The organism is Lysinibacillus sp. NPDC096382, assembly GCF_044762845.1.
GTDB lineage: Bacteria > Bacillota > Bacilli > Bacillales_A > Planococcaceae > Lysinibacillus.
In genome coordinates this window covers 1-16,945 of the sequence record NZ_JBIWFC010000015.1, presented here as the reverse complement: position 1 = coordinate 16,945, position 16,945 = coordinate 1, and the positions used below count along the sequence as shown (strand labels likewise).

Sequence of the window (16,945 nt, the reverse complement as noted above, 5' to 3'; positions counted from 1 at the left end):
TCAATCGTAACACAGCACTTTCATAAAACAAAGTGCACCCCGCTTTATTTTTCCCACAATGACTAAAGGAGGAAATAATTATGATGCAAGAATCGAATTTAAGCGAAAAAAATGCCTTTTGTCGCTTTGCCATGGGGGCAGGTTTAACGGCATTCGGTATCGCTAAAGTCTCAAGAAATCCTGAATGTACGAAAGGTCGATTGATGATTGCATTTGGTGCCTTGAAAATGGCTGAAGGTATCTTTAAGTATTGCCCAACCAAAGCTTTACTGGGCTCTAGTCTGGAGAGTACTATGAGCAACAACAATAGCACCAGCAACTCTTCTATGCAAAGTATGTTCAGCGGCCAAAATTCTATGTCATCTGAACAAATCGATAAACTCATGAAGGATTTCTCCTCTGCTATATCTGGAAATACGTCAGGATCAAACGCAACTGCATCAAAGCAATCTGACTCCAGCACTTCAAATCAACATTCCTCAGAAAGTAAAAATTCTACAACTAAAGCACAAAATCCTTCTTAGTCAAAGGAGCCGTCTCAACTGTATTGTTGAGACGGCTCTCATCCTTTTCATTCATACGTTTGAAAACAATAAGAAGTTTCACAGCATGATTTAAATATTTAATTATAGTGACCATCATCATAGCGAGGGGTTGATTTCCGTTCCGGCTGGGCGCTTTGTTGCTGCCGCTTCGCTTTCGCACAGAGCAGAGCTTCCTGGGGGCGTTCGATGAGCCGCTTCGCTTCGCTGCAGGGTCTCGGGCCAACACGAAGTTGGTCACGAAGGCGTTATCACAGGACGTGATGCTTTTAGCCTTCGTTCCTCTATCGCTGATCCCCGAGGAGTCGCCCAGCCTCCACTACAATCAACTATTTGCATAGCATACGTTTTAACAAAGTGTCATCTCTAAATTAAGATATGGACCAAAAAATCACGTATCACATATTACCACAACGAGTTATTTCCGTTCCTACTAGGAGCTTTCCTTGGGCTTCAAGGCAACAGATGTTGTTGGTGAGACAGCAAAGCGTCAGAACAGGACTTGATGCTTTTAGCTCTCGCTCCTTTAATCGCTTTGCTCCAAAGACTCATCTGTGACACTCCAATCAACTTATATACCTAGCATATATTTTAACAATTGTCGTCTATAACTTTTATCATTTAATCAGTCACTACTTAAACGTACGCCAGCCGATATCTTTGCGATAGAAGAAATTGTCCCATTTTTCAGTTGCAATGCCAGCGTATACTTTTTCTTGTGCTTCTTGTAAAGTAGATGCTTTTGCTCCAACTAATAAAACTCGGCCACCATTACCAACAAAGTTCTCATCTACAAGCTTTGTGCCTGCATGGAATACCGCGTGTGAAGCTGAAAGAGCCTCTAGGTTAGGTAATGCATTTCCTTTTTCAACCTCCCCTGGATAGCCTTCAGCGGCGATTACTACACCTAGCATTGCTTCTTCAGACCATTGCAAATCAAATGGCTTTTCATCCATCAATGCAGTCATAAATGCGCCAAAATCGGATGCCATACGTGGTAAAACTACTTGCGTTTCAGGATCTCCAAAGCGTGCATTAAACTCAATCACTTTTGGACCATTTTTCGTTAATATCAAACCTGCATATAAAATTCCGGTAAACGATACACCATCTGCCTCCATACCTTTCACGGTCGGTTCAACTATCGTTTTATATGCATCATCCACTACTTCTTGAGAGATTTGAGGTACTGGCGAATAAGCTCCCATACCCCCTGTATTTGGTCCTTGATCGCCGTCATAAGCACGTTTATGGTCTTGAGCAATCACCATTGGATAAATCTGGCCTTTATGGACAAAGGACATAAAGGAGAATTCTTCCCCGTCTAGGAATTCTTCAATGACAACTCGAGAAGAGGACTCACCAAAACGTTGGTTCCCAATCATATCCTCTACAGCTTCAATTGCTTCATCTTCGGTCATTGCTACAACTACACCTTTACCAGCTGCCAAGCCGTCTGCTTTGATAACGATTGGTGCACCTTGCTCTTTAATATATGTAATAGCCTTCGCAGCTTCAGTAAACGTTTCATGGGCAGCAGTTGGGATATTGTATTTATTCATCATTTCTTTCGCATATGATTTACTGCTCTCGATTTGTGCAGCTGCCTTTGTTGGACCAAATACTCGTAAACCAATAGCAGTAAAGAAATCCACTATGCCTTCCGCAAGTGGTTGCTCAGGTCCTACAAAGGTTAAATCTACTGCATTTTCCTTTGCAAATTGTGCAAGACCTGCAAAATCCATAGTATCAATAGCAACGATTTCTGCATCGCTTTTCATGCCATCATTACCAGGTGCTACAAATACTTTATTAACAGATGGTGACATACTAAATTGTTTGGCGATAGCATGCTCTCGACCGCCGCTTCCAATGACCATTACTTTCATTTTAGGGAATCCTCCTCTTTGTGCGTAAAACCGAGATGTTGCCCATCTCGGTCTAGTTTTCGAATATTTTAGTGCTTGAAATGACGTACGCCAGTGAATACCATCGCAATGCCGTATTCATTTGCTTTATCGATTGAATCCTGATCTTTGATAGAGCCACCAGGTTGAATAATGGCTGTAATACCAGCCGCTGCAGCTGCTTCAACAGTATCGCTCATTGGGAAGAATGCATCTGAAGCTAGTGCTGCACCTTTTGCTTTTTCGCCTGCTTGCTCAAATGCGATTTTAGCTGCGCCAACACGGTTCATTTGACCAGCACCAACGCCAAGTGTCATTTGAGAATCTGTAACGACGATTGCATTAGATTTAACGTGCTTCACAACTGCCCAGCCAAGCTGTAATGCTTCCCATTCTTGTGCTGTCGGTTCACGGTCTGTAACAACTTTAATATCTGCATTAGAAAAGCCGTGGCGATCTGGTTCTTGTACAAGAAGACCACCTTCAACTGATACAACATTGAATTTGTCTTGTTTTGCTTGCTCAAAAGGAATTGTTAATAAGCGAATATTTTTCTTCTTCGTTAAAATATCAAGTGCTCCTTGAGAGAAAGCAGGTGCAATGATAATTTCTAAAAAGATATGGCTTAATTTTTCAGCAGTTGCTGCGTCTACTTCCATATTTAAAGCAATAATACCACCGAAAATAGATGTTGGATCTGCTTCATACGCTTTATCAAACGCTTCTTCTAATGTTGCGCCCGTTCCAACACCACAAGGGTTCATGTGCTTTACAGCTACTGCTGCAGGCATTTTAAACTCTTTGACAATTTGCAATGCGGCATTCCCGTCTTGAATATTGTTGTATGATAATTCTTTACCATGTAATTGCGTAGCATAAGCTAATGAAAAATCTGAGCCTAGTCGCTTTTGATAGAATGCTGCTTTTTGATGAGGATTTTCACCATAGCGTAAGTTTTGTTTTAATTCATATGTCATTGTTAAGCTCTCTGGGAACTCTTCTTCTGTTAAGTAGTTTGATATATATGAATCATAAGCGGCTGTGTGACGGAAAACTTTTGCAGCTAACTTACGACGTGTTTCAATTGTCGTTGTACCATTAGCTTTAAGCTCCTCTAATACGTTCGCATAGTCATTGCTATCCACAATTACTGTTACGTATTGATGGTTTTTTGCTGCAGAACGTAACATTGTTGGACCACCAATATCAATATTTTCGATAGCGTCATCCCATGTTACATTAGGCTTTGAAATTGTTTCAACAAACGGGTAAAGATTGACACAAACAATCTCAATTGGCTCAATTCCATGCTCATTCATTTGTGCTTGATGAGAAGCATCGTCAAACTTTCCTAATAGTCCACCGTGAATCATTGGATTTAAAGTTTTTACACGACCATCTAAAATTTCAGGGAATTTAGTTACTTCATCTACTGCTGTTACGGCAACATTATTGTCTTGTAACATTTTTTTCGTACCACCAGTTGATAAAATTTCATAACCTAACGCTACTAGTTCCTTTGCAAATTCTAAAATACCATCTTTATTGGAAACACTGATTAATGCACGTTTTGTCACAACAATATCCTCCTAATTTTTAGGTTCATCACCAAAACGTGTGGTTGATTTCTGTTCCGGCTGGGCGCTTTGTTGCTGCCGCTTCGCTTTCGCACAGAAAACATTTGTAGCTGACGCTTCGCTTTCGCTACAGAAAACATTTGTTGCTGACGCTTCACTTTCGCTACAGAGCAAAACTTCCTGGGGGCGTCCGATGAGCCGCTTGGGGCAACAGGATGTTTTTTGTGCGAAAGCGTAGTGTAACGTAGCGACGAAGGCGTTATCACAGGGCGTGATGCTTTTAGCCTTCGTTCCCCTATTTGCTCGCTCCAGGGTCTCGGGCCAACAGATGTCTTTTGCGCGAAAGCGTAGTGCCAACGAAGCGGCAGCAGCACGATGTTGGTCACGAATTCGTTATCACAGGATGTGATACTTTTAGCCTTCGTTCCTCTATCGCTAATCCCCAAGGAGTCGTCCAGCCTCCACTCCCATCAACTTATTTACATAGTAGACGTTTTAACAAAAGTCACCCACAACTTTTGGTGATAAACCAATTTTTATCGTGTTTGCCACGAATATGTCTTGCTATTATTGTTAGAGTAGAGTTGGCTGTATTGTTCCAGAAGACCAAACTCCTCACCACTGAATTACTTTAATAATTGCTGTAAAGCTTTTGTATAAAGTTCATGCTCTTCCTTATGAATGGCCGTTTCTGTTGCCTCACGATCACCTTCAACAACTTGAACTGCCGATTGAGCAATAATAGGTCCTGTGTCCATACCTTCATCTACAAAATGGACGGTTACACCTGTTATTTTGACTCCGTGTTCCATTGCTTGACCAATGGCATCCTTACCAGGGAAAGCCGGTAATAGTGAAGGGTGAATATTCACGATGCGCTGTGGGTATGCAGTTAGTAATACTTCACTAATTAAGCGCATATAACCTGCAAGCACAATCCATTCTACATGACATTTATGGAGTGCCTCGATAATAGCAGTCTCATAATCTGCTTTTGAAGAAAACTCTTTCGGACTTAAAGCTAGCACCGGAATACTATAGTTCTCAGCACGTGTCACTACAAATGCACTAGGCTTGTCTGTGACAACAAGTTCGATCTTTGCATGTAGTTCACCACGTTCAATTGCCTCTTGAATAGCTTGAAAGTTACTGCCGCTACCTGAAGCAAAAACGGCAATTTTAGTTGGTGCAGTCATTACACTAAACTCCCATCATGTGAGCCATTGAATACAACACCCTCGCCTTTCACAACGCGACCGATTTTGTATGCTTTTTCACCATTTGCTTCTACTGTAGCAAGTACTTTATCTACTTCATCTGCAGGTACAGCTAACACGAAGCCAATCCCCATGTTAAAGACATTATATAAATCCTTGTCCTCTAACTGGCCTTTTTCTTTTAAAAACTCAAAAATACGTAAGACAGGCCAAGAACCTAAGTTAATTTCAGTTGCTAAACCTTCTGGCATCATACGTGGTAGGTTTTCATAAAAACCACCGCCAGTTACATGGGCACAGCCATGAACGTCTGCTGCTTTTAAAGCTGCAAGTACAGGTCTTGCATATAATTTTGTTGGCACTAACAAGGCTTCCCCTATAGGACCAAGATTTTCGTAGCCTTCCACAATCGAATCAACAGCGTAATGATTATCTGCAAAAACAATTTTTCGTACTAATGAGTAACCGTTTGAATGCACCCCACTTGAAGCAATACCAACAAGCACGTCACCCTCTACGATTTTCTCACCTGTTACGATGGCTGATTTTTCACAAGCTCCTACCGCAAAACCAGCTAAATCATACTCATCTTCTTCGTAAAGACCTGGCATTTCTGCAGTTTCTCCACCGATTAATGCCGCACCGGATTGCACACAGCCATCTGCAACGCCCTTTACGATTTGCTCAATTTTCGCTGGCTCTGCCTTGCCAAGGGCTACATAATCTAAAAAATACAATGGTTCAGCCCCTTGCGCTACGATATCATTGACACACATCGCTACACAGTCCACACCAATCGTGTCGTGCTTGCCCACCATAAACGCTAGCTTTAGTTTTGTCCCAACGCCATCTGTACCTGAAATAAGAACAGGTTCCTTAAGATTTAGTTCTGACAAGTCAAACATACCGCCAAAACCACCAAACGTGCCCATCACACCTAGACGGTTTGTTCGTTCAACGTGAGACTTCATTCGTTTTACGGCTTCGTAGCCTGCTTCTATATTTACACCTGCTTGTTCATATGCTTTTGACACGCAGAGTTCCTCCTTATCATCCAAATCGCCTTGGCACATCTGAATCTAGATTTATCATTTATAGCTAGACGTGTTTAGATGTTTTTCTTAACGTAATAGTTCTTTTTCATGTGGTAAGATTGTATCTGGGAAAATTTCTGTAGGATATTTACCTGTAAAGCACGCTAGGCATAATCCACGGTTTTCATCTTCATATGGTCTTGCAATCGTCTCCACCATACCTTCAACGGAAAGGAATGTTAGGGAATCGGCTCCTATAGCATCCCGGATTGCATCTACATTGTGGCTAGATGCAATCAATTCTTCATGTGTGGAAGTATCAATACCGTAATAGCAAGGATCCGTCATCGGTGGTGAAGAAATGACAACATGTACTTCTGCCGCCCCTGCATCTTTTAACATTTTTACAATACGTCTTGAAGTTGTACCGCGAACGATTGAATCGTCCACCATCACTACACGTTTATCCTTTACGACTTGAACAACAGGAGAAAGCTTCATTTTCACACCGCGTTCACGTAATTCCTGTGTTGGTTGGATAAATGTACGACCTACATAACGATTTTTAATAAGACCTAGCTCATACGGAATGCCACTTTCCTCTGCAAAGCCGATTGCTGCTGAAATACTTGAATCAGGGACACCTGTTACAACATCCGCTCCAATATGTGCACATTCTCGAGCAAGCTGTTTGCCCATACGTTTACGCGCCATGTGGACGTTAATACCATCAATATCAGAATCGGGACGTGCTAAATAAACGTACTCCATCGCGCACATTGCACGTTTATCCATATCTACAAAACGATCAGATTTTACACCCTCATCGTTAATAATTAATAACTCACCAGGTTCAACAGATCGAACAAATTCTGCACCTATTAAATCAAATGCACAAGTTTCAGAAGCTACAACCCAGCCATCTCCTAGCTTCCCAAGAGATAATGGACGTAAACCATGTGGATCACGTGCAACAAGCATTTCATCTTTAGTCATAATTAAGACCGAATACGCGCCCTTTAATAAAGATAGGGCATTTTTCACCTTCGCACGGAATGGTGAATGCGAGCTTTTCTTAATAAGATGTGCTAGCACTTCAGTATCGGAGCTGGAATGGAAAATACTACCTTGACGCTCTAAATACTGTTTTAAGTGCGTGGCATTGACTAAATTACCGTTATGAGCAATTGAAAGGCTACCAGTTGAGGAGTGAAATAATAACGGCTGTACATTTTCAATACCGCCCCCTCCAGCAGTCGTATAACGGACATGGGCAATTGCTGCTTTTCCGTCCACTGCCTTTAATTTCTCTTCGTTGAAAACATCATTAACTAGTCCTTCGCCTTTCACCGCGCGAAGATGCTGACCGTCAGAAACTACGATCCCAGCGCCTTCTTGGCCACGGTGTTGAAGAGCATGAAGCCCGTAATAACTAAGGTGTGCTGGATTTGAGTTACCCCAAATACCAAACACCCCACATTCTTCGTTTAAGCCTCTGAGTTCAGCAAGCATGGGATTGCTCCTTTCCAATTAGAACGGAATTCCTCCACTGTACCTTCTACAAGCACACCGTTGTCACCGTCGATTTTAACAAGCGCATCGTTTGTTACAACACCGATTTTCATTGCGTCTTTTACAATTTCTACAAATGCAGCTACATTTTCTTCTTTCACTGTTACAACAAAACGAGATTGTGTTTCACTGAATAATGCTGTTGTAGCAGAGCCTGTTAATGTTACATCAAGACCTAAGCCATGTGCGCCAAATGTTGTTTCAGCAAGCGCTACTGCAAGACCGCCTTCTGCTACATCATGTGCAGATTGTACGATTCCTGCTTTAATCGCTTTAAGCAATGCTTCTTGACGTGCGGCTTCAATTTGTAGGTCAATTGCTGGTGCTTTCCCTGAAATAACCCCATTATTTAATAGTTTTTGAAGCTCCGAACCACCGAACTCAGTTTTTGTATCGCCGATCACAAATACTACATCACCAGCAACCTTTACTTCTTGAGTTGTCACATGTGCTAAATCTTCAATTAGTCCAACCATACCGATTGTTGGTGTTGGGTAAACCGCTTCGCCAGAACGCTCGTTATAAAGAGAGACGTTACCGCCGATTACTGGTGAATTCAATGCTGTACAAGCCGCTGAAATACCATCAGCTGATTTTTCAATTTGCCAGAAGATTTCTGGTTTCTCAGGATTACCAAAGTTTAAGCAGTCAGTAATTGCTAATGGTGTACCACCAGTTGCCACGATATTACGAGCTGCCTCTGCTACAGCAATGGCACCGCCTACCTCTGGATCTAGGAAAATATAACGAGAGTTACAGTCAGTAGTCATCGCTAATCCTTTGTTCGTACCGCGAACGCGGATCACGGCTGCATCAGAACCTGGTGCAACGACTGTTGATGTACGAACTTGATAATCATATTGATCGTAAACCCACTCTTTTGAAGCAACTGTTGGTGCTTTTAAAAGTGCATTTAATGTTTCTTTGTAATCTGTTACCACTGGTTCTGTGTTTTCCATCGCTTGGAACTCAGCATAGTAAGCAGGCTCTGCAAATGGTTTATGATAAACTGGTGCATCTTCTGCAAGTGCATCAGCAGATACTTCAGCTACAACTTCGCCATTATGTAATAGGCGTAGCATTTTATCATCCGTCACGCGACCAATTGCCACAGCATCTAAGTCATATTTATCGAAAATCGCTTTAATTTCATCTTCGCGACCTTTTTTCACAACAAGTAGCATACGCTCCTGAGATTCAGATAGCATCATTTCATATGCTGTCATGCCTGTCTCACGTTGAGGTACTAAGTCTAAGTTCATTTCTACACCAGAGCCAGCCTTAGAAGCCATTTCTGCTGATGAAGACGTAAGACCAGCAGCACCCATATCTTGAATACCTACTAGCGCGTCAGATTTTACAACTTCTAAACATGCTTCAAGTAAAAGTTTCTCCATAAATGGATCACCTACTTGAACTGCTGGACGTTGGTTCTCAGATTCTTCTGTTAACTCTTCAGATGCAAATGTTGCACCATGGATACCGTCACGGCCTGTTTTAGCGCCCACATACATAACTGTATTCCCTACACCAGCCGCGATTCCACGTTGAATATCTTTGTGGTCGATTAAACCTACACACATTGCATTCACTAGTGGGTTGCCTTCATAGCAAGGATCGAATTGAATTTCGCCACCGACTGTAGGAATCCCGATACAGTTACCGTAACCTGCGATACCAGCAACTACTTCTTCAAATAAATATTTACCACGTGCTGATTTTAATTCGCCAAAGCGTAGTGAGTTTAGCATCGCAATTGGACGTGCACCCATTGAGAAAACGTCACGGATAATACCACCAACTCCTGTAGCAGCACCTTGATAAGGCTCAATTGCTGATGGGTGGTTATGTGATTCCATTTTAAATACAACTGCTTGTTCGTCGCCAATATCTACGATACCAGCACCTTCACCTGGACCTTGTAAAACTTGTGGACCCTTTGTAGGGAATTTACGTAACACTGGTTTTGAATTTTTGTATGAGCAGTGCTCAGACCACATTACGGAGAAAAGACCTGTCTCTGTCCAGTTTGGTAGACGTCCTAAAATACCTTCTACCATTGCAAATTCTTCGTCTGACATCCCCATACCAGCGTATAGCTTTTGCTCTTTAATTTGCTGTGCTGTTGGCTCAAACTTAGTTGTTGACATGATTTTCCCTCCACTGCTTCACAATTGATTTAAATACTGCCAGACCGTCTGCTCCGCCCACCAGTGCATCAACAGCTCGCTCTGGGTGAGGCATCATCCCTAGTACATTGCCACGCTCGTTTGTAATCCCTGCGATATCTTCTAAAGAACCGTTTGGATTTTCGCCTGAATATGTGAACACGATTTGATTGTTATCTTTTAATTGTTGTAAAGTTTCCTCGTCACAGTAGTAGTTACCTTCACCGTGAGCGATTGGAATATTGATTATTTGACCTAGCTCATATTGGTTTGTGAATAATGTATTATTGTTTTCAACTTTAAGCGGGATTGTACGGCACATGAATTTCAAATTTTTATTACGAAGTAATGCGCCTGGTAATAAGCCTGCTTCAGTTAAGATTTGGAAGCCATTACATACTCCCAATACCGGCTTACCAGCATCTGCTGCCTTCTTAACCTCTGCCATAATATTAGATTGGTTGGCCATCGCACCACAGCGAAGATAGTCCCCGTACGAGAAGCCTCCCGGTACTAAAATGCCATCAAAGCCACTTAAATCTGTTGCTGTATGCCATACATATTCTACTTCTTCACCTAGCTCGTCTTTAATCGCATGATACATATCGATATCACAGTTTGACCCAGGGAAAACGAGTACTGCGAATTTCATGATTAGTTAGCCTCCTCGACTTCGTAGCGATAGTCTTCGATTACAACGTTAGTTAAAACCTTTTCACACATTTCTTTTACTAGAGTATCAATATCACGTTCTGTATCTTTAATTGCTAGTTCAAGATATTTACCGATTCGTAAATCTTCTACTTCAGCGTAACCCATTTTCACTAAAGAACCTTGTACAGCTGAACCTTGTGGATCAAGAATGCTCTCACGTAATGTCACGTAAATTTTAACTTTTTTCATTGTTATTTGCCTCCGAGTCTAGAAAGTATAATAGTATAAACTTCAGTTAAATTACCAAGGTCTCTACGAAAGACATCTTTGTCTAACTTTTGCTTTGTAGTTGCATCCCAAAGTCTGCATGTATCTGGTGATATTTCATCTGCCAATAGTACATTTCCGTCATTGTCACGTCCGAACTCTAATTTAAAGTCAATTAATGTAACGTTGACATCTGCAAAAATAGGCTGTAAAACTTTGTTCACTACAAGTGCACCATCATAAATGGCTATCACTTCCTCAGGTGTTGCAAGATCAAGTACGTCAATATGCTCCGTTGTAATGAGCGGATCGCCTAGCTCATCGTCTTTATAATAAAATTCAACGATTGGGCGTTTTAATGGTGTACCTTCCTCAAAGCCAAGACGTTTCGCTAAGCTACCCGCCGCTATATTGCGAACTACGACTTCAATTGGAATAATATCTACCTTTTTTACAAGCTGCTGCGTATCAGATAATTGTTTTACGAAATGTGACGCAATTCCGTTTGCTTGTAATTTTTCGAAAATTAAAGATGTAATGCGATTATTTAATACGCCTTTGCCTTCAATTTCTTCTTTTTTCTCACCATTAAACGCTGTTGCACTATCCTTGTATTCAACGAGTAACACATTAGGCTCCTCTGTTGTGTACAATTTTTTTGCTTTACCTTCATACAAAAGTTGACCTTTAGTCATTTCGTTACTCCCCCTGATATTATGAAATACACGCGTATTGTTCAGAATTGAAACGTACGTATACGATTCAATTCTGTAACAACCGCAAGTGACTCTACTCAATCAATTTCGCCTTAGCGTAATTGTAGCTGTCGCTTTGCTTTCGCGCAGATAAACAAAGCGTCCGGATTTTGAATTGTGCTGGCACAATTCATTCTTTTCAATATCCGTGACATCCGCCGGAGGCTTAATCTTCATTCAGTTGCTGAATGAAGGTAAATTTTAGTTAAGTCCAAGACGTTCAAAAATCATATCTACATGTTGTAAATGGTAGTTGTAGTCGAAGCATTCATCTAGCTCTTCCTTCGTTAAATACGATGTAATTTTTTCACTTGCATCGACTAACGTACGGAACTGAACTTGCTCGTCCCATGCCTGCATCGCTAAAGGTTGTACTGTATCATACGCTTCCTCACGCACTAACCCTTTATCAATCAGTGCTAATAAGATACGTTGAGAATAAATTAGACCAAAAGTGCGACCCATATTACGTTTCATGTTTTCAGGGAATACTGTTAAGTTTTTCACTATGTTACCGAAGCGATTTAACATATAGTTAAGTGTAATCGTTGCATCCGGTAAAATAACGCGCTCTGCAGATGAATGTGAAATATCACGCTCATGCCATAATGCTACGTTTTCATAAGCCGTTACCATATAGCCACGCATTAAACGTGACATACCAACCATGTTTTCAGAACCGATTGGATTACGTTTATGAGGCATTGCTGACGAGCCTTTTTGACCTTTTGCAAATGCTTCCTCCACTTCACGCGTTTCTGATTTTTGCAAGCCGCGAATCTCTGTTGCAAATTTCTCAATTGATGTTGCGATTAATGCCAACGCACCTAAATATTGCGCATGACGATCGCGTTGTAATGTTTGAGTTGAAATAGGTGATGCTGCAAGGCCTAGTTTATCGCATACATATTGCTCAACTTTAGGATCGATATTGGCATATGTTCCAACTGCTCCAGACATTTTTCCTGTTTCAATTACTTTTGCTGCTGCTTCAAAGCGTTCTAGGTTACGCTTCATTTCTTCATACCATAAACCAAGTTTTAAACCGAAAGTTGTTGGCTCAGCATGAACACCATGTGTACGTCCCATCATAACCGTATGCTTATGCTCTTTCGCTTTTGCTGCAATAATATCAATGAAATTCACGATGTCTTTGCGTAAAATATCATTCGCTTGTTTAATTATATAAGAAAGGGCTGTATCAACTACGTCCGTAGAAGTTAAACCATAGTGCACCCATTTTCGCTCTTCACCAAGTGTCTCAGAAACGGCACGAGTAAATGCTACAACATCATGACGTGTTTCTTTCTCAATCTCTAAAATGCGATTAACATCAAATGAAGCATTTTCACGAATTTTAGCTACATCCTCTTTTGGGATGTCTCCGATTTCTGCCCAAGCCTCACATGCTAAAATTTCAACTTCTAACCAAGCTTGATATTTATTTTGTTCTGTCCAAATTGCGCCCATTTCGGGTCTTGTGTAACGTTCGATCATTGCGTTTCTCCTTCTATTCTGACCAAATGCCAGAACTCTCGATTTGTTGTAGTGTTTCTTCTAAGTTTTTTGTCATAATCGTTACGTGGCCCATCTTACGGTTTACCTTAGCTTCAGCTTTCCCATAAAGATGTATAGACCATTCAGGATATTTAGCAATTGAGTTACTAAGTGGCATGACATGCTGCCCTAAAACATTTACCATAATAGATGGTGCCCAAAGTTGTGGTTTACATAATGGCCAACCACAAACTGCACGTATATGCTGATGGAACTGTGAAACGTTACATGCTTCTATAGAATAGTGACCTGAATTATGAGGTCTTGGTGCTAATTCATTTATAACGATTCCACCATCTTCTAATACAAACATTTCTACAGCTAATGTCCCTACTAAATTTAGATAATCAGCAATTTTCAAGGCTTCTCGTTCTGCAGACAGTGATGTTTCCTCTTTTATACGAGCTGGTACGATCGTTTCATGTAAAATTTGATGAACATGAATATTTTCTCCAACTGGCTGACAATATGATTCACCATTCCCGTTTCTTTGAACAATGACAGACACCTCTTTAACGAAAGATACATATCCCTCAACAATACATTGTGAATGAGAGAAAAGCCCTTTTGCTAACGGTAGGTCTTCTGTAGATTTTAAAAGCTGCTGCCCCTTGCCATCATAGCCACCTCTTGCTGTTTTGACTATACAAGGATAACTAATCCTATCAATATTGGCTAGTAATTCTTCATATGTATTTACCACCAAATAAGGGGCTACTGGACAACCCGCGTTCACTATCGCTTCTTTCTCTGTCACACGGTCTTGTGTGATGCGTACTAGCTCTGCTCCTTGTGGGACGTAAGCCATTTGTGTTAAACGTTTTAAGCCTTCATAATCGATATTTTCAAATTCATACGTTATAACGTCACTTACCTCTGCAAGTTCTTCTAAAGCTGACTCATCATCATACGGGGCTACAATAAGTACATCCGCAACCTGTCCACCTGGTGAATCCATTGATGGTTCAAGAACGGCGATTTTAAAGCCTGCTTCTTTAGCAGCAAGTGCCATCATACGGCCAAGCTGACCTCCTCCGATAATGCCTATCGTCTGCCCGGGATAAATTATCTTTGTCACACTAAGTCACCTGTGCTTTCCAATACTTGTTGCTTCGTGGCTTCACGTCTAGCATCTAGTTTATTAGCAAGCTCTGCATCTGTTGTCGATAAAATTTGCGCTGCTAGCAAGCCTGCATTCGTCGCTCCCGCTTTGCCAATCGCTACTGTTGCTACAGGTACACCGCCAGGCATTTGAACGATTGATAATAAAGAATCAAGACCGTTAAGAGCACGTGATTGCACAGGTACACCGATTACCGGTAACGTTGTTTTAGCTGCTACCATTCCAGGTAAATGCGCAGCTCCACCTGCACCAGCAATAATTACTTGAATACCTCGCTCACGTGCTGATTCTGCATACTCAAACATTAAATCGGGAGTACGATGTGCAGATACAACTTTTTTCTCGTACGGTACCTGTAATTCATCTAAAATATCACATGCATATTTCATTGTTTCCCAGTCACTTGAACTCCCCATAATGACACCGATTTTCGGATTCATGATTGTCGCTCCTTTTTAACGTTAGAAAAATGATCAAATATTTTATAGCTACTACAATTCCTTACTTTTTCTTTTTATAACAAAGAAAATCCTCAAATAAACTACTCCCTACCATACACGTGAAAGCAGTTTACTTGAGGACTTATTATGAAAAGAATATGCAAATGTACATTTCTGCACATAAACCTTCCCGTAACATGCCAAAAGTGCTTTCCCGCATAGTCCAGCATTTACGGTGCCGGGTAGAGACACTAGAGCCAATCCTCTAGCATATATGTGGGATTTATTTGTTTTTCCTTCTCATATTTTAACAAGTCATTCCATTGTAGTCAACCAAAAATGCGAACATTTTATTTTGGTCTTTTATAAATGTTCGGATTTAAGCAAGAATTACTCGGAATCTTGCCATAACATTGCTTTGAATTGTATTTTTTGACGCAAATACGTTGGTTCTCCATTGACTAAGTGAAAAATCGGTTCTTCTTTTCTTCCCACTGCCATATAACCATCTCGACGCATTCTTGCCAAACAATCTTCAATTGACTCGTTTTCTTCTACTTCATACCAAATTTGTTTTTTTCCCAAATCTTTCTTCCTTTCAATCTTGTTTCCAATTGTTTTCCCTTGTATGAATTCCATTATACCTTTAGTTTGTTCCTTTAGTATGTATGATGTATTAATAAAATGCTCTTCGCCAAAACGTGAAGTTGATTTTCGTTCCGACTAGGCACTTTCCTGGGGGGCGTCCGATGAGCCGCTTGGGCCAACAAATGTTTTATGCGAAAGCGTAGTGCAACATAACGACATCGGCACGATGTTGGTCACGAAGGCGTTATTATAGGATGTGATATTTTTAGCCTTCTTTCCTCAGCTTGCTCGCTCCATGGTCTCGGGCCAACATGATGTTGGTCACGAAGGCGTTATCACAGGACGTGATGCTTTTAGCCTTCGTTCCTTTATTGCTATTCCCAAAAAAGTCGCCCACTCTCCGCTTAATAAATATCATTCTCAACTTTTGGTGACTAGCTATTAACAAGGAATTATATTTTTATTGTTACTAATGGAAGACAAATTAAAAGAACTGCAGAAAAATAAACTGCAGTTCTTTATTAAGGATTTTGAAATCCATAGATTCCAATTAAATATGCACCCAGGAACAGGAACATTAAAAAAGCATTGAGTACAATTAAAACCCTACGAATATCGCCTTTAATACCCAAAATTGCGCTAATTATTCCTAATCCTCCTACACAAATGGCGTAAATATACTTAGATCATAAAGGAAATTAAAAAAACTACCATACCATTTTGATGAATCATAGCCAAACATAAAGAATGAAAATCATTAAGGAAAATATTGATATAGTAAAAAAATGTTACGCCTCATTTTTTAATTCCTCCCTTATTAAAGCAAGATGTGGTTATAGATCTAATTTCAATTTAAAATTCGCTAATAAAAGCTCGTCCGACTTTACTCTTTGAACAATATTTAGACATTCCAGCAAGTTGTAAAAATCTCTCTTGATGGCGCTCTATCCTCCTGTTCGTTAATTCTATCAATCGTTTTTGTTTTTACGGGCACATATGTGTTTCCCCCCCGATACATTCCACAAACTTTGCTCGTTTTTTTAGGAGGATATGTCGATTAGTTCATTCATTATACAGCATCATTCATTATGTAAATTTAAAAATGAGTATATCATTTTACTTTTATTTTATAAAACAAAAAAGCCGAGGAATAAATCCTCGACTTTTCTAGGTGCCTAGCGACGTCCTACTCTCACAGGGGGAAGCCCCCAACTACCATCGGCGCTAAAGAGCTTAACTTCCGTGTTCGGTATGGGAACGGGTGTGACCTCTTTGCCATCATCACTAGACTATTGTCGGCTTTCAATATACATCGTATTTCTTCGTCAGCTTCTGTCGTTCAGTCAGTCACGTACTTGAGTACGCTTCCTCGAACTACTCGTATCTTGAAACCCTTGAAAGAATTATTCTTTCAAAACTGGATAAACGGTGCATTGAATGTTTCAAACGTTTTGGTTAAGTCCTCGATCGATTAGTATTCGTCAGCTCCATGTGTCACCACACTTCCACCTCGAACCTATCTACCTCATCGTCTTTGAGGGATC

At 40.7% G+C, this 16,945-nt stretch carries 14 protein-coding genes, 2 rRNA genes and 1 riboswitch; of the genes, 1 reads left to right on the top strand and 15 read right to left on the bottom strand.

The window, feature by feature from the left end; genetic code table 11:
- Positions 1-80 precede the first annotated feature (80 nt).
- A complete protein-coding gene (locus tag ACIQZA_RS18365; protein WP_402883356.1) occupies positions 81-524 on the top strand; it encodes a YgaP-like transmembrane domain in 444 nt (147 codons plus the stop codon).
- A 650-nt stretch (positions 525-1,174) separates the two neighbouring features.
- On the opposite strand, the gene purD is transcribed toward ACIQZA_RS18365, so the two are convergent.
- The 15 genes from purD to ACIQZA_RS18290 form a co-directional block, all read right to left on the bottom strand.
- Positions 1,175-2,431, bottom strand: a complete 1,257-nt coding sequence (gene purD / locus ACIQZA_RS18360; RefSeq protein ID WP_402883357.1) for a phosphoribosylamine--glycine ligase — start codon at positions 2,429-2,431, stop codon at positions 1,175-1,177.
- Positions 2,432-2,499: 68 nt separating this feature from the next.
- The gene (purH, locus tag ACIQZA_RS18355) at positions 2,500-4,026 is read right to left on the bottom strand and encodes a bifunctional phosphoribosylaminoimidazolecarboxamide formyltransferase/IMP cyclohydrolase (protein ID WP_402883358.1); all 1,527 of its coding nucleotides are present in this window, start codon (positions 4,024-4,026) and stop codon (positions 2,500-2,502) included.
- Positions 4,027-4,652: 626 nt separating this feature from the next.
- Complete coding sequence (purN, locus tag ACIQZA_RS18350) at positions 4,653-5,222, bottom strand: phosphoribosylglycinamide formyltransferase (protein ID WP_402883360.1); 570 nt, start codon at positions 5,220-5,222, stop codon at positions 4,653-4,655.
- Complete coding sequence (purM, locus tag ACIQZA_RS18345; RefSeq protein ID WP_402883361.1) at positions 5,222-6,277, bottom strand: phosphoribosylformylglycinamidine cyclo-ligase; 1,056 nt, start codon at positions 6,275-6,277, stop codon at positions 5,222-5,224. The genes purN and purM overlap by 1 nt, the downstream gene beginning before the upstream one ends.
- Before the next feature lie 87 nt (positions 6,278-6,364).
- The gene (gene purF / locus ACIQZA_RS18340) at positions 6,365-7,789 is read right to left on the bottom strand and encodes an amidophosphoribosyltransferase (RefSeq protein ID WP_400939683.1); all 1,425 of its coding nucleotides are present in this window, start codon (positions 7,787-7,789) and stop codon (positions 6,365-6,367) included.
- Positions 7,765-9,999 carry a phosphoribosylformylglycinamidine synthase subunit PurL gene (gene purL / locus ACIQZA_RS18335; RefSeq protein ID WP_402883362.1) on the bottom strand — a complete coding sequence of 745 codons (2,235 nt, stop codon included), beginning with the start codon at positions 9,997-9,999 and terminating at the stop codon, positions 7,765-7,767. Before purL ends, purF begins: the two co-directional genes overlap by 25 nt.
- Positions 9,986-10,669, bottom strand: a complete 684-nt coding sequence (purQ, locus tag ACIQZA_RS18330; protein ID WP_402883364.1) for a phosphoribosylformylglycinamidine synthase subunit PurQ — start codon at positions 10,667-10,669, stop codon at positions 9,986-9,988. Before purQ ends, purL begins: the two co-directional genes overlap by 14 nt.
- A gap of 2 nt (positions 10,670-10,671) precedes the next feature.
- The gene (gene purS, locus ACIQZA_RS18325; RefSeq protein ID WP_079562648.1) at positions 10,672-10,920 is read right to left on the bottom strand and encodes a phosphoribosylformylglycinamidine synthase subunit PurS; all 249 of its coding nucleotides are present in this window, start codon (positions 10,918-10,920) and stop codon (positions 10,672-10,674) included.
- A 2-nt stretch (positions 10,921-10,922) separates the two neighbouring features.
- Positions 10,923-11,633, bottom strand: coding sequence for a phosphoribosylaminoimidazolesuccinocarboxamide synthase (gene purC, locus ACIQZA_RS18320; RefSeq protein ID WP_400939687.1), 711 nt, complete (start codon positions 11,631-11,633; stop codon positions 10,923-10,925).
- 261 nt (positions 11,634-11,894) lie between these two features.
- The gene (gene purB, locus ACIQZA_RS18315) at positions 11,895-13,190 is read right to left on the bottom strand and encodes an adenylosuccinate lyase (RefSeq protein ID WP_400939689.1); all 1,296 of its coding nucleotides are present in this window, start codon (positions 13,188-13,190) and stop codon (positions 11,895-11,897) included.
- Between the two features lie 13 nt (positions 13,191-13,203).
- A complete protein-coding gene (gene purK / locus ACIQZA_RS18310) occupies positions 13,204-14,328 on the bottom strand; it encodes a 5-(carboxyamino)imidazole ribonucleotide synthase (protein WP_402883367.1) in 1,125 nt (374 codons plus the stop codon).
- Positions 14,325-14,813 (bottom strand): 5-(carboxyamino)imidazole ribonucleotide mutase, encoded by a 489-nt coding sequence (gene purE / locus ACIQZA_RS18305; protein ID WP_323655715.1) that lies wholly within the window; start codon positions 14,811-14,813, stop codon positions 14,325-14,327. Before purE ends, purK begins: the two co-directional genes overlap by 4 nt.
- Positions 14,814-15,012: 199 nt before the next feature.
- Positions 15,013-15,111: riboswitch (purine riboswitch) on the bottom strand.
- Positions 15,112-15,203: 92 nt separating this feature from the next.
- Entirely contained in the window at positions 15,204-15,398 is a 195-nt protein-coding gene (locus ACIQZA_RS18300; RefSeq protein ID WP_323655716.1) for an NETI motif-containing protein, read from the bottom strand.
- 1,176 nt (positions 15,399-16,574) lie between these two features.
- A 5S ribosomal RNA gene (gene rrf / locus ACIQZA_RS18295) occupies positions 16,575-16,690 on the bottom strand.
- A 162-nt stretch (positions 16,691-16,852) separates the two neighbouring features.
- Positions 16,853-16,945, bottom strand: a 23S ribosomal RNA gene (locus ACIQZA_RS18290); the annotation flags it as partial.